Here is a 17148-nt window from a genome sequence, read left to right as displayed (position 1 = left end):
AGGCACAAATGCTATCGCATCTTGCCCTCATCAACCGGTACCGTTCATAAATTGCACTTCATCCTAGAATTCGCCAATTTTAATTTTCAAAGTTTGCTATCAATAGGTCTTAATCAAACTCTCAACAGGTATTCCCAATTGCTCATGCAAGCGTCGTATCATGGTCAGCGTAAGGGGGCGCGTGTGGTTCAGAATTTCATAAACGCGATTGCTGCGCCCTATCATGGGTTCGAGGTCTTTCACGCTCAAGCCTGATTGCTCCATTTTGAATTTGATCGCTTCAACCGGATCGGGTAAGTCCAATGGGAAGTGTTTAGCTTCGTACGCTTCTACCAGTGTTACCAATACATCCAAACGATCGCCTTCTGGCGTGCCGAATTTAGCCGACATTAAATTTTCAATTTCTTTTAATGCGGCTTTGTGATCCGCTTTATTGCGGATAGGTCGTATTGTCATTTCCATGATTTTTTCCTGCTAAATTGTTTGTGCGTCGATTTTGTCATATTGTTTGTGCGTGCCAATGAACCGTATGTACACGACGCGATACGGGTAATTAATCCAAGTTATCAGTCTATATTTATTGCCAGCGATATTGAAAACGACGCGTCCGTCTTGCAAAATACTAGCATTGCTAAAATCTTCTTTTACCATTGCCGGTGAACTCCAGTCTGCTTTCAAAGTGTGACGATACCAAGCGAGCGATTGTTCTTTGGCGTCTAGATACTCGGGATGGTGCTCCCAAAATTCTTTAATGGTGGATAGTGAAATTATTCGCATAGATAAATAATAGTCCCATCTTGGGACTATTTCAAGAATTGTTTGGTTGAATATGAATTAATATTATCATTTTTATATGTTCTAAGTGAAAAAATTCTACTCTGTTAAATTCAATGACATTTGATCTTGAGTCAAATCAAAACACAAACCCCCACCTAGTTCCAAAGAACTATCCCACCCTAGTGCCAATGCTTGCCCTCAGACACCGCTCCGAAGAATGGGCGTAGGCGGCTCAACTCTCTAAACTTTGATCATGTCAAAGTAGAGTGAATATTAGGTTCGCTCTATCTCAAACAACAAGGAGCTTGAGATGAGTCATTTTCTGGATAGATTGAAGTTCATGTCTAAGGTGAAATCCACCTATTCTGACGGACATGGTGCGGTGGTGGATGAGGATAGACAGTGGGAGAATGCGTATCGCAGCCGCTGGCAGCATGACAAGATCGTGCGTTCTACTCATGGTGTGAACTGTACTGGTTCTTGTTCGTGGAAGGTGTATGTCAAGAACGGTTTGATTACTTGGGAAACCCAACAAACCGATTACCCACGTACCCGCCCTGATTTGCCAAATCACGAGCCACGTGGTTGCCCTCGTGGTGCTTCGTATAGCTGGTATGTATACTCTGCACAGCGCGTGAAATATCCTATGATCCGCGGTCGCTTGATGGAAATGTGGCAAGAAGCCCGTAAAACCATGGGCCCGATTCAGGCATGGGAATCCATCAGCCAAGATCCGGTCAAAGCTAAGCGTTATAAATCAGTACGTGGCCTTGGTGGCTTTGTACGTGCTGATTGGGATACAGCGCAAGAAATTATTGCTGCAGCGAATGCTTTTACCGTCAAAAAATTCGGTCCAGACCGCGTGATTGGTTTTTCACCAATTCCTGCGATGTCCATGGTGTCTTACGCTGCTGGTGCACGTTACCTGTCTTTGATCGGTGGCGCTTGCTTGTCTTTCTACGACTGGTACTGCGATTTGCCACCAGCCAGCCCGCAAGTATGGGGTGAACAGACTGACGTACCAGAATCTGCCGATTGGTATAACTCCACTTACCTGATGGTTTGGGGTTCTAACGTACCGCAAACTCGTACACCAGATGCCCACTTCTATACTGAAGTTCGCTACAAAGGTACCAAGACGGTGGCTGTCTCTTCTGACTTCGGTGAGATGGTGAAGTTTGGTGATATTTGGATGGCACCTAAGCAAGGTACGGATGCTGCTTTGGCGATGGCCATGGGTCACGTCATTCTCAAAGAATTCCATCTTGGCGGTAAGTCGGATTACTTCCGCAGCTATGTCAAACAATATACCGACATGCCTATGTTGGTACGTTTGGTTGAGCGCAATGGCTGCTTCGTGCCAGATCAAATGCTGCGCGCTTCGCAATTGCCAGGTGGTTTGAACGAAGCGAATAACGGCGATTGGAAGACACTCGCGATTGATGAGAGTACAGGCGAGATCGTTTCTCCAAATGGCTCTATCGGCTATCGTTGGGGTGAAGGTAAAGTCAATGACGGCGAAAAAGTCGGTCGTTGGAATCTGGAACCAAAAGATGGTGGTTCAGGTCGTGAGATCGATCCGCAATTAAGTTTGCTTGCTAAGCATGATCAAGTAGTGAGCGTAGGCTTTAACTACTTCGGAGGTGCAGATGCGAACGATATGGTGTTGCGCAATGTGCCTGCACGTAAAGTGCAACTGGCTGATGGTTCTGAAATCTTAGTCGCGACTGTCTATGATTTGTCGATGGCGAACTATGGTGTCGATCAAGGTCTCGGTGGTGCAGTAGCAACTTCGTATGACGACGACGTGCCATACACACCAGCATGGCAAGAAAAACACACGAGCGTGAAACGTGATCTGGTGATTCAAGTTGCGCGTGAATTCGCACAAAATGCGCACGATACACATGGTAAGAGCATGGTCATCGTTGGTGCTGCTTTGAATCACTGGTACCACAACGACATGATCTATCGCGGCATTATCAATATGCTCATGATGTGCGGTTGCGTTGGTCAATCTGGTGGTGGTTGGGCGCATTACGTTGGTCAAGAAAAGCTGCGTCCACAGTTCGGCTGGGCACCATTGGCATTTGCGTCTGACTGGACACGTCCACCACGTCAAATGAATGGTACGAGCTTCTTCTACGCGCACACTAGTCAGTGGCGTCATGAGAAATTGCATATCGATGAAATCCTCGCACCGACTGCGGATAAATCCAAAGTCAGTCACATGAGCATGATCGATATGAATGCCAAGTCCGAGCGTCTCGGTTGGTTGCCATCGGCACCGCAATTAGAAACTAATCCGCTAGACGTCTGCGATGCAGCGGCAGCAGCAGGGTTAGAGCCAGCAGAATACTTGAAGCAAAGCTTGAAATCTGGCGCGGTCAATATGAGCTGCGATGATCCAGATAATCCTAAGAATTTCCCACGCAATATGTTTGTATGGCGTTCGAATATTCTTGGTAGTTCAGGCAAAGGTCATGAGTATTTCTTGAAGTATTTACTCGGTACACAAAACGCCTTGTTTGATGATCCAGATGAAGCGGTTAAACCATCGGAAGTGAAATTCCGTGAAGAAGCGGCCGAAGGTAAATTGGATTTGTTGACGGTGCTCGACTTCCGTATGAGTACCACTTGCTTGTACGGCGACATCGTGTTGCCAACAGCAACATGGTATGAAAAAGACGATCTCAATACCTCTGACATGCATCCTTTCATTCACCCATTGAGTGAAGCTGTGCAGCCTTTGTGGGAAAGTAGAACTGACTGGGAAATCTATAAAGGTATCGCCAAGAAATTTACTGAAATCGGTGGCGAGTATCTGGGTACACGCAAAGACATCGTCTTGCAGCCATTGATGCACGATACACCGGGCGAACTTGGTCAAGCGTTTGAGCCTAAAGATTGGAAAAAAGGCGAGTGCGATTTGATCCCAGGTAAGACCGCACCGAACTTTGTGGTGGTAGAACGCAATTACAAAGAGATCTACAAAAAGTTCACGTCGATAGGACCTTTGTTAGACAAGCTTGGTAACGGTGGTAAAGGTATTAACTGGAACACTGAACATGAAGTGCATGAAATCGGTGGCATCACCAAAGTGGTGACTGAAGAGGGTGTATCAAAAGGTCGCCCACGTCTCGAAACTGCAATTGATGCTTGCGAAATGATTTTGACTTTTGCACCAGAAACCAATGGTCACGTTTCTGTTAAGGCATGGGAAGCACTCGGCAAAATTACCGGTCGCGATCATACCCATCTGGCAGTGGGTCGTGAACATGACAAGATCCGTTTCCGTGATGTACAGGCACAGCCACGCAAGATTATTTCTGCACCAACTTGGTCTGGTTTGGAATCGGAAGAAGTCAGCTACAACGCCGGTTACACCAATGTGCATGAATTGATCCCATGGCGCACACTCACAGGTCGTCAACAGTTCTACCAGGATCATCGCTGGATGCTCGATTTCGGTGAAGGTTTGTGCGTCTACAAACCAGCGATTGATACTAAGACGGTGGCGCCTATGCTCAATAAGCATCCGAATGGTGAGAAAGAGATTGTCCTCAATTTCATCACGCCGCATCAGAAATGGGGTATTCACTCAACCTATTCTGACAACTTGCGTATGTTGACACTCTCTCGTGGTGGTCCACACGTATGGGTATCGGAGATCGAAGCGAAAGAAGCCGGTCTGGTCGATAACGATTGGGTTGAAGTGTTTAACAGCAACGGTACTTTGACAGCCCGTGTAGTCGTTAGTCAGCGTGTGCCAAAAGGTATGTGTTTGATGTATCACGCACAGGAGAAAATCGTGAATACACCGGGTGCAGAATTGTCCGGCAAACGCGGCGGTATTCATAACTCGGTCACGCGTGCAGTATTGAAACCTACGCACATGATCGGTGGTTATGCGCAGCAAGCTTACGGCTTTAACTACTACGGCACCGTAGGTAGTAACCGTGACGAGTTTGTGGTCTTGCGTAAGATGAAAAAGGTTGACTGGTTAGAAGGCAAGTTGGAAGAGACTGAAGAAGGAGCAGCGTCATGAAAATTCGCGCACAAGTTGGCATGGTGTTGAACCTGGATAAATGTATTGGTTGCCACACCTGTTCTGTGACCTGTAAAAACGTCTGGACCAGTCGCGATGGTGTTGAGTATGCCTGGTTCAACAACGTCGAAACCAAGCCTGGTATCGGTTACCCTAAAGAATGGGAGAATCAAGCCAAGTGGAAGGGCGGCTGGAATCGTAATGAGGCAGGTAAATTAGAGCCTAAGCAAGGCGGTAAATTGCGCATCTTGGCGAATATTTTTGCCAATCCTAATTTGCCATCGATCGATGATTACTACGAGCCATTCACCTTTGACTATGAGCGCTTGCAAAATGCGCCCTTGTCACAGACGCCACCTACGGCACGTCCTATCTCTGTCATTACTGGCAAGAAGATGGACAAGATCGTCTGGGGTCCGAACTGGGAAGATGACTTAGGCGGCGAATTTAGCTCACGTAGTCGTGATGCTTTATTCGAAGGCGTGCAAAAAGAAATGTATAGCACTTTCGAATCGACTTTCATGATGTACTTGCCACGCCTGTGCGAACACTGTTTGAATCCAGCCTGCGTAGCTTCTTGCCCATCCGGCTCGATCTACAAACGTGAAGATGACGGTATCGTTTTGGTCGATCAAGATAAGTGTCGCGGCTGGCGTATGTGTATCTCTGGTTGCCCTTACAAAAAGATTTATTACAACTGGAGCTCCGGCAAAGCAGAGAAATGCACTTTCTGCTATCCACGTATCGAAGCTGGTCAGCCAACTGTCTGTTCCGAAACTTGCGTAGGCCGTATTCGTTACCTCGGCGTCTTGTTATATGACGCCGATAAAATCGAAGCAGCTGCATCAACGCCGAATGAGCAAGATTTGTATCAAGCACAATTGGATTGCTTCTTAGATCCGCATGATCCAGAAGTTATTGCCGAAGCGCGCAAGCATGGTATTCCTGAGAGCTGGATTACTTCTGCACAAAAATCGCCAGTCTACAAAATGGCGATGGAATGGAAGATTGCTTTCCCACTGCATCCAGAATATCGCACGCTGCCTATGGTTTGGTATGTACCACCTTTGTCACCGATTCAAAAGGCGGCGGAAGCTGGTCACATGGGCATGAATGGCATTATTCCTGATGTGAAATCTTTGCGGATTCCTGTGCGTTACTTAGCAAATCTTTTGACTGCTGGTAAAGAAGAGCCAGTCTTGAAAGCCTTAGAGCGTATGTTGGCAATGCGCGCTTACAAGCGTTCCGAAGTCGTACATGGCGAACTCGATCATGATGTCTTGAAACAAGTTGGTTTGACGGCGTTACAAGTCGAAGACATGTATCAAACCATGGCGATTGCCAACTACGAAGACCGCTTCGTGATCCCTTCTTCACACAAAGAAATGGTGGAAGATAGTTTCAACGAAAAAGGTAGTTGTGGATTTACCTTTGGCAATGGTTGCTCAGGTGGCACTTCTGATGGCGCTTTGTTTGGTAAGAAGCCGCAAGGTAGTGTGATTTTTGTGGATATGCCTAAGTCGCGCAAGAAATTGTCGACGACTGAATAAAATTCAAAACCACTAAACAAAGAGGTAAAGGCATGTCTTTACGAGGCACAGAGGAAAAACGGAGGAAAGCAAATGAGAGTTTTACTCATGCTGTTCTCTGTGTCTCTGTGCCTCTGTGTTGAGAGGTTTTAAAAAAGGAAATTGTATGCAAATTTATCGCATTTTATCCGCACTACTGAGTTACCCGCAGGCTGATCTGATCACTGCTTTGCCAGAGATTCGTGCTGAGTTAGCTGCTGATCCAGAGACTTTGGAAGCCGTGCAGCCCTTGCTCAATTATTTGCAAGATAGTAGCCTGATCAGCGTCCAAGAAAACTATGTGGGTACCTTCGATCGTACTCCTTCCGTTGCCTTGCATTTGTTTGAACACATTCATGGTGAAAGCCGTGATCGTGGTCAGGCAATGGTAGATTTAATTTCGGAATATCGTCGTTATGGTTTTGAACCCGAAGCGAGTGAACTGCCGGATTATGTGCCGTTGTTCTTGGAATTTTTAAGCCTGGTCGATGCAGAAACCGCAGAGAAATTACTCGGTGAAGCCATTCACGTTTTAGCCGCTATCGGTATTCGTCTGCAACGTAAAGATAGCCCGTATGCGAATGCGTTTTTACTGTTGACATCGTTCACCGATGTGGTTCCGCAAGAGCAAGGCGAACCACCAGTGCGCGACATGGACGATGCAATGGAAACCTTTGGTCCGGGCGCAGATGGTGTTGAACCATTGTTGAGGCCAGGACTGTCGTGCTCATCCAGTGGTGCATCTGGTGGTGCGCAGGCGGTGAACTTTTATCCACGTCAACCCAAGGCTGCGAATCAAGCAGCTGCAAATTAAACTTTTTGGGAGTCAGTGATGGACTACTTACATCAATTTATCTACGGGATTTATCCCTACATCGCTCTGGCGATTTTCTTGTTCGGCAGCTTGGCACGTTTTGAGCGCGAGCAGTACACGTGGAAGAGTGATTCTTCCCAAATGCTGCATGCCGGTAATCTGCGTGTTGGTAATATTTTGTTCCACATCGGCGTACTCGGTTTGTTCTTCGGTCACATGGTGGGTTTGCTGACGCCAGTTATCGTGTGGGATACCTTGGGTGTGTCACACGGCTTTAAACAAATGATCGCGATCGTTATGGGCGGTGTGTTTGGTTCTCTGTGTATGCTTGGTTTGCTGATTTTGATGCACCGTCGTTTTACCGATGCACGTATCTCCGCAGTGACTAAAACCGGTGACAAAGTCTTGTTGTTGTGGATCTTCATTACCTTGGGCTTAGGTTTGTCAACGATCTTTGAATCTATGGAGCACAGAGATGGCCACATGATGGTCTTGTTAATGACTTGGGCGCAACATATCGTGACCTTCAAAGGTGATGCTGCCAGTTACATCGTGACTGCACCATTCTTGTTCAAGGCGCACTTGTTTATGGGCTTGAGTTTGTTTGTGATCTTCCCATTCACTCGTCTGGTCCACGTGTGGAGTGGTTTCGCATCGGTTGGTTATTTAAGTCGTGCGTGGCAACTTGTTCGCCCACGTTGATTGAATCTGGTGTCAATTTTTTGACTGTCATTCCTGCACAGGCAGGAATCCAGTGGCGTCAGTTGGTCAACGAAAGACACTGGGCTCCTGCCTGCGCAGGAGCGACAATGAATCAAAATGCCAGCTTAAAATTTTTAGGAGGCAATCATGCCCGTCATAGTTAATGGTTACGAACTCAGCGATGCTGAGATGGAAAAAGAACTGCCAGAGCATCAAGGTGCTGCTGATCCTATGAAAAGTGCGATGACCGCTTTGGTCTTGCGTCGCGTCTTATTGGATAAAGCGAATGAATTGGGTTTGTCAGGCAATGATGAAGACAAAATTGAAGCCTTATTGGTACGCGAAGTGGTCGTTCCTAAGCCTAGTTCAGAAGAATGTCTGCGCCATTATCAAGCCCATCCGCAACGCTTTACGGTAGGCGAATTGGTTGAAGCAAACCACATTTTGTTCCAAGTGACACCAGCTCTCGATTTAGATAATTTGCGTAAGCATGCAGAAATCGTGTTGCAAGACTTATTGGACAATCCTGCGAACTTTGCCGCGATGGCAAAAGCAAATTCAAATTGCCCATCGAGTGAAGTCGGCGGCAATCTAGGACAACTGACACGTGGTGACACGGTTCCTGAATTTGAGAAAGTCATTTTTTCAGCAGAAGAACACAAGATAGTGCCGCGTTTGGTTGAGACCCGATTCGGTCTGCACATCGTGCAATTAGGTCGCAAATTGGCGGGAAAATTACTCCCATTCGAACAGGTAGAAAGCAAGATCGCCGATGCCATGCAAAGAGCAAGTCATGATCATGCGATGCGTCAATATCTGCAATTAATGGTGGGACAAGCCAAGATCAGCGGTATCGAACTTGAGGGTGCTGAGTCGCCTTTGGTGCAGTAGTTTTTTTTGCCGCAGAGGCGCAGAGTACGCAGAGATGTCTTGTTGGGTTCGAACTTATTTCGACCATTCTCAGCTTTTTTTAGCGCTATGAAATTTAAGTAATGAGAATGTATGTAAAAAAACTCTGCGTCCTCTGCGCCTCTGCGGCAAAGCTCTTTAATTCAAGTAGGAGAGAATCATGTCGCAAGCAATGATGAGTCTGGTGAAACAACACCAAGAATGTGACGATCAGTTAAATCGTGTTGAAGCCGCTTTACATAAAGCGGACCTGGCATCGGCGGGTAGAAATTTCCGTTTATTCGATGAGCAATTGGAGCACCATTTTCGCCTGGAAGAAGAACGCCTGTTTCCTGCGTTTGAAAAAGCTACAGGCATGACGAATGGCCCTACCGTAGTGATGCGCGGTGAACATGCAGAAATTCGTCAATTGCGCGATCAGGCTATGGAAGAAATCGAACAAGGGCAAGTCGAATCAGCCTTAGCGACGATAGACACCTTGAATGTATTGATCCAACAGCATAATGTGAAGGAAGAGAATATCCTTTACCCTATGTGTGGCGGTAGTGTGCCGAACTTGATGTCTGTGTTAGGTCTGGGTGGTTGCGGCGGCGCCTGTTCTTGCGCAGCGTAAAACATAGACTTTGGCAATGGTCACTGAGCGCAGCGAAGCACAACGATGTGGTCGTTCCGATTTGAATCATGTCGGACTTCGCTTTGCTCAGCACCAAGCTACGAATCTTCAAGACAGCTCGTAAAGCGATGTCTCCCCCAAAAATCCTCAACTACGAACTAGCCCCATCGCCTGCAACCATTTTCGGTTGTTTGTTACCTGCGCCATGGTTGGGTGTCGCTGCCGGACTTTTACTGGCATTCGGTCCCGCCGCCGGACTACCTGACCGCTATTCACCCTTAGTTCTAGCCCTAACCCATGTCTTAGTCTTAGGCATGTTGGCACCTATCATGGTTGGCGCGCTGTTTCAATTATTTCCCGTGGTCGCTGGGCAAGTGGTGCGGCCCGCGAAATGGATTGCGCCCTTTGTCGCGCTAGGGTCGGCTGTCATTGCCGCCGGCCTGAGTGTGGGTTTTTTAGCTGGGAATAGAGTGGGATTTTCGGTTGCTGCATGGCTTGCCATCATCTTGTATGGCGCTATTGTCTTATCGTTAGCACACGCGGCCTGGCATATGGTTTTACCTTCTCATCCTGATGCGACATTGAAAACCTTGCGCGGGATTGCCTTAGCCATATTCATGGTGATAGGGCTGGGTGTGGTATTAGCCGGTGCGTTTTCAGGCTGGTGGCAAGTCGATATCGCCTATGTTTTACGATTACACCTGGCATGGGGCTTGGTCGGCTGGATTGCCTGTCTGGTGCTCGGTGTAGCTTCAACGGTGGTACCGATGTTCTGGCAAACACGCCGCCCAAGCTGGACTTGGCATCGACGCTTGCCGTGGGATATTTGGCTTGGTCTATTGATTTTATGTCTGCCTCTATCGGATACCGTTTCGACATTGTTAATTTCTGCTTTGTCATTGTTGGTCGGTGTGTTGGCGCTGACAGGGATTCGCGCATTATGGCAAGCAAAACGACGCTTTGATCCAGCTTGGATTCTGTGGCTGTTTTGTGCTGCTAGTTGGGGTCTTGCTGCTGTGCTTTTGCTTCTACTTACCCATCTCGAAAATAGGCTTGCAGCCAATTGGGGGCCGCTATTGCCGTGGTGGATAGGGGTGCTTTGTCTGGTCGGCGGAGCCGTGATGCCAGTCAATGCAATGTTGGGAAAAATTATTCCCTTCTTGGTTTTCTTACATTTACGTCGCCAAATTCCTATGGGCAAGCGTGTACCCAGCATGCAAGTCATATTGCCGCCACAGCGCTTACGTTGGCAGGCATGGACGCTTATTTTCAGCCTGTTTTGTTTATTGCTGATCCCTATCTCACCCGAGCTATTAAAACTAATTGCAGGCCTTAGTTTTGCGATTTCGCAGGCCATGTTGGCAACATTCTTGCTAATGAGTTTATTTTCTTATCGCCACGAATTGTTGCAGAGCTTAAGAGATCAGTCAGGGGAGGAAAGGAAGATACTGCTATAAATCAAGCGAGAGTGCCTGTTTGTTCGCGCTATTTGGATCTTGGCTTGGGAAAAGTGAGGACTTGTATAACTGAAATAATTTACCAACAGGCAAGCATTTAATGCCTTGCGCAGCACTTTGTCTGCTATAGTTTGTGAGCTAAAGCCCTGTTTTTTGGGCTTAATGTTTCGCAAGGAGTGCTGGTGTTGCGTTCTCTTACTGAACAAACTTCCTATCCAACTTATCTGACAATTGTTGTTTATCGACAATTGTTGCTATCACTATGGTCGCAATTGAGACTGTCGGTCTCTTTGCTCACCGCCTTATTGCTTTTGTCAATTTGCTTCGCCTCTTTGAATGCCTCCGCCGGTGCACTTCATCGCTTACGGTTTGATCACCTTAGCGTCAATCAGGGTTTGCCTAGTACCGGTATTGTGAGTATTTATCAAACTCGTAATGGTTATATCTGGATAGGAACTGCGAATGGTCTGGTACGTTACGACGGCCGCCATATGCAGGTCTTTTCTAACAATCTGGACAATCCGAATAGTTTGAGTCAAAACCGCATTTTTAGTATGTTTGAAGATGCGCAACAGAATTTGTGGATAGGAACACGTTTAGGTTTGGATAGATTGGATCTAAAAACTGACGAAATTAAACGCTTTCCTATTGCGACGGAAGTGAGCTTCAAAGAAAGATTGGTCTATGGTATTGCGCAAGCAGGTGCCGGACGTTTGTGGGTAGCGACCGCAGGTGGCTTGCGATTATTCGATATGCAGAGCGGGGTCTATAGCAACTGGCAGGCCGATGCCGCGAATAAGGCTTTTTTTGGTGGCGAGGTTCGCGCACTTCTCCCTGATGGTGCGGGTGGGGTTTGGATAGGTCAAGGACATAGGGTGGCGCATATCAGTCAGACCGGGCGTTTGCTCCAGCAATTTAAAGCAGTCGATGAAAAAACAGAGTCACAAATGCAGCCAGTCGACCGATTGGTACGTAGTTTGGCATTTGATCCCGCCGGACAACTATGGGTGGGTTTGACTGGCGGTTTAAGTGTTTGGCGTTTGGAAAATAATGCCGCGCAAGCGGTCAACATGCCGCCAGAATTAGGTTTGCCAAAAGCCGCTGTAACGGCGATTGTGCAAGATCAGGAAAAGTCCATGTGGTTAGCCATGGCGGAAGACCAGGGCTTGTTTCGCTGGCGTCCACAACAAAAAAAGTTGGAAAGATTTATCAATATTCCCGCCGTAGAAAGTAGTTTGAGCGGTAATTCACTGACTTCCCTAACGCTAGACGCAACAGGCGCGCTGTGGATAGGTACAACTGATTACGGTGTCAATTTAGTCGATTTGAATGGCCGGGGCTTTAGTATTTATCTTAATGTGCCTGGGGATGAACGCAGCCTGTCGAATCGTTTGGTCACCGCAGTAATTCCCGATCAAAACGATTATGCATGGCTTGGAACGCTAGGTGGAGGCTTGAATCGCTTGCATCTGCCTAGTGGTGATACCCAGAGATTCACTACGAAACAGGTGGGCGTCGAATATATTCGTACCTTGCTATTAGATGATAAGAAGCAGTTATGGATAGGCGGTGAAAGTCTGGAAATTTTTGATCCCAAAACACAAAGCAGTAAGCCAGTGACCTTGGATGTGAATTTCCCTGTCGGTGCACGCGTGACGGCATTGGCGAAAGACGACAAAGCAAATATCTGGGCGGGAACCAGTGTCGGTCTGTATCGTATTAGCCATGATTTGAAAATTAGCGCATTTCGTGCGGAATCAAAAAAAGCAGGGAAGTTGAATGATGATGCCATTGATAGCCTCTTATTCGACACTGAAAAGCGCTTGTGGGTAGGTACTAAAAGCGGACTATTCCTATGGAATGACAAAGACGAGAGTTTCGATATGGTTGGCAAATCGACTGCCGACATTTCGACACCCGAGAAACTAGGTGTGACTGCCTTGCGGCAAGATGTGAGTGGAAGAATTTGGGCGGCCACCTTTCAGGGCTTGATAGAAGTTCAACCCAAGCAAAGAGCTCATGCCGGTGCCCGCTCAGCCAGTGACTGGAATCTGGTGTCCTGGGCACGTACCCCCAATTTACCTGATGATGTTATCGAATCAATGCAAGATGCCGAGAATGGTGAAATCTGGCTAAGTAGTGAGCGTGGCTTGATGCGCGTCAAGCCAGAGCAAAAGCAAGGTCGCAGTTTCCCATCATTTGGACGTTTTGAAGGGGCGTTTAATTTTGGCGCGGCGGCGCGTTCTGCCGACGGTAGTTTGATGTTTGGTGGCGTGGGTTTGGTTCAGTTTCATCCCGATAGTATTTGGGATAATTCCATACCGCCCAGAGTGATAGTCAGTGATATTTTATTGTTCAATAAATCCTTAATGAATTGGAATAATAAGGAGGCATTAGAGGCAATCGATAGCATCAAGCAGCGCAACGCCCAGCATGGCCAGGAAAATTATGATTTAAAAAGCGTGGGTATTACAGGTACCTTGAGCGCGGCACGGCAGATACATTTGAATCACGAACAGACTATGATCAGCTTTGAGCTGGCCGCCTTACATTTTTATAATCGTTCGCAAAATCGCTATGCCTGGAAACTAGAGGGTTACGATAAAGATTGGATTTTTGGACAGTTTGATCGTGGCATCGCGACCTATACCAATCTTGACGCCGGGACGTATCGTTTGTTGGGACGAGCTGCCAATTCAGATGGTGTATGGAGCGAAAGCACCTTGCTGTTAGAGGTCATCGTGTCGCCGCCATATTGGAAAACCAGGTGGTGGTATAGCCTGTGGGCCTTGGCTTTGATCGGTATGCTGCGCTTGTTTTACCAACGTCGCGTACAGAGCATACGTGCCAGCCAGCTCTATCTCGAACAGCAAGTGAAACGACAAACACAAGAAGTGTTGGAGCAAAAAAAATTAGCGGAGATACAGCGCGAGATTGCCGAACGTGCGCGCCACGATATAGGCAGACTGAGTGAAATCGGATTGCAGATCACAGCGTCATTAGAGGTCAATGAAATACTAGATACCTTGTACGCAAACATACGCACACTGATTTCTGCCTCAACCATAGGTGTGGGTTTTGTCGATTGGGAAAAACGCCAGATCAATTTTGATTACACCTTACAAGGCGATCAGAAAATCCTGCCGTACTCGCGGAGTTTAGACGCGACCGAGCAGCCTGCGACTCAATGCGTATTGAGTGGGCAAGAGTTTATTATCGATGAGATTGGACACGATAGTCGTAAACTCGATGCAATCACGGCAGAGAAAGTCGGCTACGTTAACACCCAATTAGAGAACGGAACCGATACCGAAAATTCGCGCTCGGGCATTTATGTACCTATGATTTTATCCGGACGTGTAATGGGGGTGATTGGTGCTTTAAGCCTGAAGCCAAAAGCCTTTGGTTTAGATGATCTGAATATTTTGCGTACCTTAGCTGCCTATACGGCGGTGGCGTATGACAATGCAGAAGCCTACCGACGTCTGCAATTAACGCAATCAAAATTAGTGGAACAAGAAAAACTAGCGGCCTTAGGCTCCCTAGTGGCTGGCGTCGCCCATGAATTGAACACGCCCATAGGCAATAGCTTGTTGATGGCGAGCACCATGCTTGATATGAATCGTCAATTTTTGCAACAAGTACGCTCAAATCAATTGCGTCGTTCTGATCTGGAAAAATTTTGTGATAACACCGCGACCTCTTCCGATTTAATGATGCGCAACTTAAGTAATGCGGCAAATCTGGTGAGTAGTTTTAAACAGATTGCCGTCGATCAGACTTCAGATCAAAGACGTACTTTTGATTTACTGAATTTCTGCGAAGAAGTGGTGTTGACTTTGTCGAACCGGATTAAGCGTGATGGTCATGAATTACATTTAGAAGTGGAAGCTGGGTTGGAGCTCGACAGTTATCCGGGATCTTTGGGTCAAGTTTTAAGCAATTTAATTATCAACGCGATGGTGCATGGCTTGCACGAAAAAGCCCATGGCTTGATTCGTATCAGCGGTCGCGCTTATGGCCCTGACAATGTGATTTTGACTGTGGAAGATAACGGACAAGGTATCGCGAAAGAAAATATTGACCGTATTTTTGAACCCTTCTTTACTACACGACTGGGCAAAGGCGGCAGCGGCCTGGGCCTGCATATTTGCTACAACATGGTGACTTCAGTGCTGGGCGGTAGTATTAAAGTTGACAGTGAAATTTCAAATGGTGCGCGATTTACCATGATCTTGCCTAAGGTGGCGCCCCTAGAACAGGCCAGTTGAAATCGCCTGGTTCTTGTCTACCAATCGAAAGCAAGCGTTTGAGAAGCTTACGTGTTGCCGATTCGATATTTATTTGTGGCGCACTGCAGGCTCAAATTTGATCTGGAACAAGTTTTATCCCCCAAAAGAACTAGTCGTCTTTAGCTTGGGGGAGAATTGTGTCGGTGCAGGAAAGCATACACAATGGCTTCATGAAAAACTCAATTCCATCACAGTTTGCTGAGCCAGCTACCAGATTGATAGACCGTTTCCGTCGTCAGCTCAGTTATTTGCGGGTGTCAGTCACGGATAAATGTGATTTGCGTTGTAGCTATTGCATGCCAGCCGGATTTACGGGTTTTGAAGAGCCTGAAAATTGGTTGAGTTTTGCGGAGATAGAGCGAGTGGTGGCTGCTTTCGCGCGTCTTGGCGTAGGGCGGGTACGTTTGACTGGCGGTGAACCTTTGCTGCGGCGGCATTTGCCACAATTGGTAGAACGCTTGGCTGCTTTACCTGCGATTCAAGATATTTCTCTATCGACGAATGCGACACAATTGCACAAACATGCACAAGACTTATATCGTGCGGGTGTTAGTCGCATCAATGTGAGTTTGGATAGCTTGGACAAGGCTTGCATGCAAACCATCACCGGACGCGATAGTTTTTCCAGCATCATGGCGGGTTTGCAAGCAGGAAAACAGGCTGGATTTAAGCCTATCAAATTGAATATGGTAGTGATGGCTGGGGTGAACGATCACGAAGTACAGCGTATGGCGGAGTTTTGCTTTAACGAGGGATTTATTTTGCGCCTGATCGAAGCGATGCCTATGGGGAGCACGGGACAAAATAGTCAATATCGTGACATCGGTCCTATCCGTGATGAATTGGTCAGACAATTTGATTTAATCCCCGCTGCCGAAGAGTTGGGCGGTGGGCCTGCCAGATATTGGCGTAGCCGTGACGGACAGGCGACGATAGGATTTATATCACCCTTGAGCCAGCACTTTTGTGCCACCTGCAATCGGGTACGCTTGGCGGTCGATGGCACGCTGTATATGTGTCTGGGACAAGATGAAAAATTTGAATTACGCCCGCTGTTAAGAGCAGGTGTTAGCGACGAAGCATTAGAACAAGCGATACGGCAAGCGATAGAGCTTAAGCCGGAGCGTCATGAATTTACGACGCAAAAACATAAAATCATACGGTTTATGTCACAGACCGGCGGATAAAAAACGATGTGGAGAATGACATGGAAGTGCGCAATATTCACCAATTTATAGAGGGGTTTCAACGATTTCAAAGCAAGTATTTTTCGGGCGAAAAACCGCTCTACAATAAGCTTAACAACGGACAAAATCCCAGCACTTTACTGATAGGTTGTTGTGATTCCAGAGTTGATCCAGCCTTATTGCTAGACTGTGATCCCGGTGATATTTTTGTGATTCGCAATGTGGCCAATCTGGTGCCGCCTTGCAATGAGTCAGGCAATCAACAGGGCGTTAGTGCGGCGATACAATTCGCAGTAGAGGCCTTGAACGTGAAGCGTATCATAGTCATGGGACATGAAAAATGTGGTGGCATACGCGCTTTGATGCAAGGCTATCAGCCGAGCAGAAAGATAGACTTTATAGGACGTTGGATGCGTATTGTGGAACCTGTGAAGCAACAGGTCTTACATCAACTCGCGAATTGTTCTAGCGAGGTGCAGAATCATGCCTGTGAACTGGGCGCAATTATTTTATCTTTGAATAATCTACGTAGTTTCCCCTGGGTGGCAGAACGCGAGGCACGCGGTCAGATCGCTTTGCATGGCTGGTATTTCGATATGACCAAGGGTGCGCTTTTAGCCTACTCGGATCGTACCGATACGTTTTTGCCTATGGTCTGTCCTTTAGGTGTTGCACATGCCCATCCTCAGGATGAAGCGCCCGACACTTCGATGCAGTATGAATCCCAAGAGCTGGCGACAAGTCCATGAGCGATCGGTCTATCTCAAAAAGCACCACTGAA

12 protein-coding genes are annotated in these 17148 nt (G+C 47.2%); 10 read left to right on the top strand and 2 right to left on the bottom strand.

Translation table 11 applies throughout. The annotated features are described in order from the left end of the window. Positions 1-99: 99 nt before the first annotated feature. The gene (locus AC1RR2_RS09905) at positions 100-462 is read right to left on the bottom strand and encodes a helix-turn-helix domain-containing protein (RefSeq protein ID WP_493222089.1); all 363 of its coding nucleotides are present in this window, start codon (positions 460-462) and stop codon (positions 100-102) included. Between the two features lie 12 nt (positions 463-474). Next, positions 475-777 (bottom strand): type II toxin-antitoxin system HigB family toxin, encoded by a 303-nt coding sequence (locus AC1RR2_RS09900; protein ID WP_493222088.1) that lies wholly within the window; start codon positions 775-777, stop codon positions 475-477. 310 nt (positions 778-1087) lie between these two features. Between AC1RR2_RS09900 and AC1RR2_RS09895 the strand changes: the two genes are divergently transcribed. From AC1RR2_RS09895 to AC1RR2_RS09850, 10 genes are all read left to right on the top strand, one after another. Continuing rightward, a complete protein-coding gene (locus AC1RR2_RS09895; protein ID WP_493222087.1) occupies positions 1088-4825 on the top strand; it encodes a nitrate reductase subunit alpha in 3738 nt (1245 codons plus the stop codon). Next, positions 4822-6375, top strand: coding sequence for a nitrate reductase subunit beta (narH, locus tag AC1RR2_RS09890; protein ID WP_493222086.1), 1554 nt, complete (start codon positions 4822-4824; stop codon positions 6373-6375). The genes AC1RR2_RS09895 and narH overlap by 4 nt, the downstream gene beginning before the upstream one ends. 145 nt (positions 6376-6520) lie before the next feature. Beyond that, positions 6521-7207 carry a nitrate reductase molybdenum cofactor assembly chaperone gene (narJ, locus tag AC1RR2_RS09885; RefSeq protein WP_493222085.1) on the top strand — a complete coding sequence of 229 codons (687 nt, stop codon included), beginning with the start codon at positions 6521-6523 and terminating at the stop codon, positions 7205-7207. 18 nt (positions 7208-7225) lie between these two features. Beyond that, on the top strand, positions 7226-7909 hold the full coding sequence (narI, locus tag AC1RR2_RS09880; RefSeq protein ID WP_493222084.1) for a respiratory nitrate reductase subunit gamma: 684 nt from the start codon (positions 7226-7228) through the stop codon (positions 7907-7909). A 147-nt stretch (positions 7910-8056) separates the two neighbouring features. After that, positions 8057-8800 carry a peptidylprolyl isomerase gene (locus AC1RR2_RS09875; protein ID WP_493222083.1) on the top strand — a complete coding sequence of 248 codons (744 nt, stop codon included), beginning with the start codon at positions 8057-8059 and terminating at the stop codon, positions 8798-8800. Positions 8801-8978: 178 nt separating this feature from the next. Continuing rightward, positions 8979-9431, top strand: coding sequence for a hemerythrin domain-containing protein (locus tag AC1RR2_RS09870; RefSeq protein WP_493222082.1), 453 nt, complete (start codon positions 8979-8981; stop codon positions 9429-9431). Positions 9432-9559: 128 nt separating this feature from the next. Further along, positions 9560-10888 carry a hypothetical protein gene (locus AC1RR2_RS09865; RefSeq protein ID WP_493222081.1) on the top strand — a complete coding sequence of 443 codons (1329 nt, stop codon included), beginning with the start codon at positions 9560-9562 and terminating at the stop codon, positions 10886-10888. 182 nt (positions 10889-11070) lie between these two features. Further along, complete coding sequence (locus AC1RR2_RS09860) at positions 11071-15159, top strand: two-component regulator propeller domain-containing protein (protein WP_493222080.1); 4089 nt, start codon at positions 11071-11073, stop codon at positions 15157-15159. A gap of 191 nt (positions 15160-15350) precedes the next feature. Further along, on the top strand, positions 15351-16367 hold the full coding sequence (moaA, locus tag AC1RR2_RS09855) for a GTP 3',8-cyclase MoaA (RefSeq protein WP_493222079.1): 1017 nt from the start codon (positions 15351-15353) through the stop codon (positions 16365-16367). A gap of 20 nt (positions 16368-16387) precedes the next feature. Further along, positions 16388-17116, top strand: a complete 729-nt coding sequence (locus AC1RR2_RS09850) for a carbonic anhydrase (protein ID WP_493222078.1) — start codon at positions 16388-16390, stop codon at positions 17114-17116. Positions 17117-17148 lie beyond the last annotated feature (32 nt).

It is taken from the genome of Undibacterium sp. GW821-FHT11H02, from assembly GCF_058808015.1.
The sequence above is the reverse complement of the archived record's forward strand: the minus strand, read 5'-3'. Positions and strand labels throughout refer to the sequence as shown.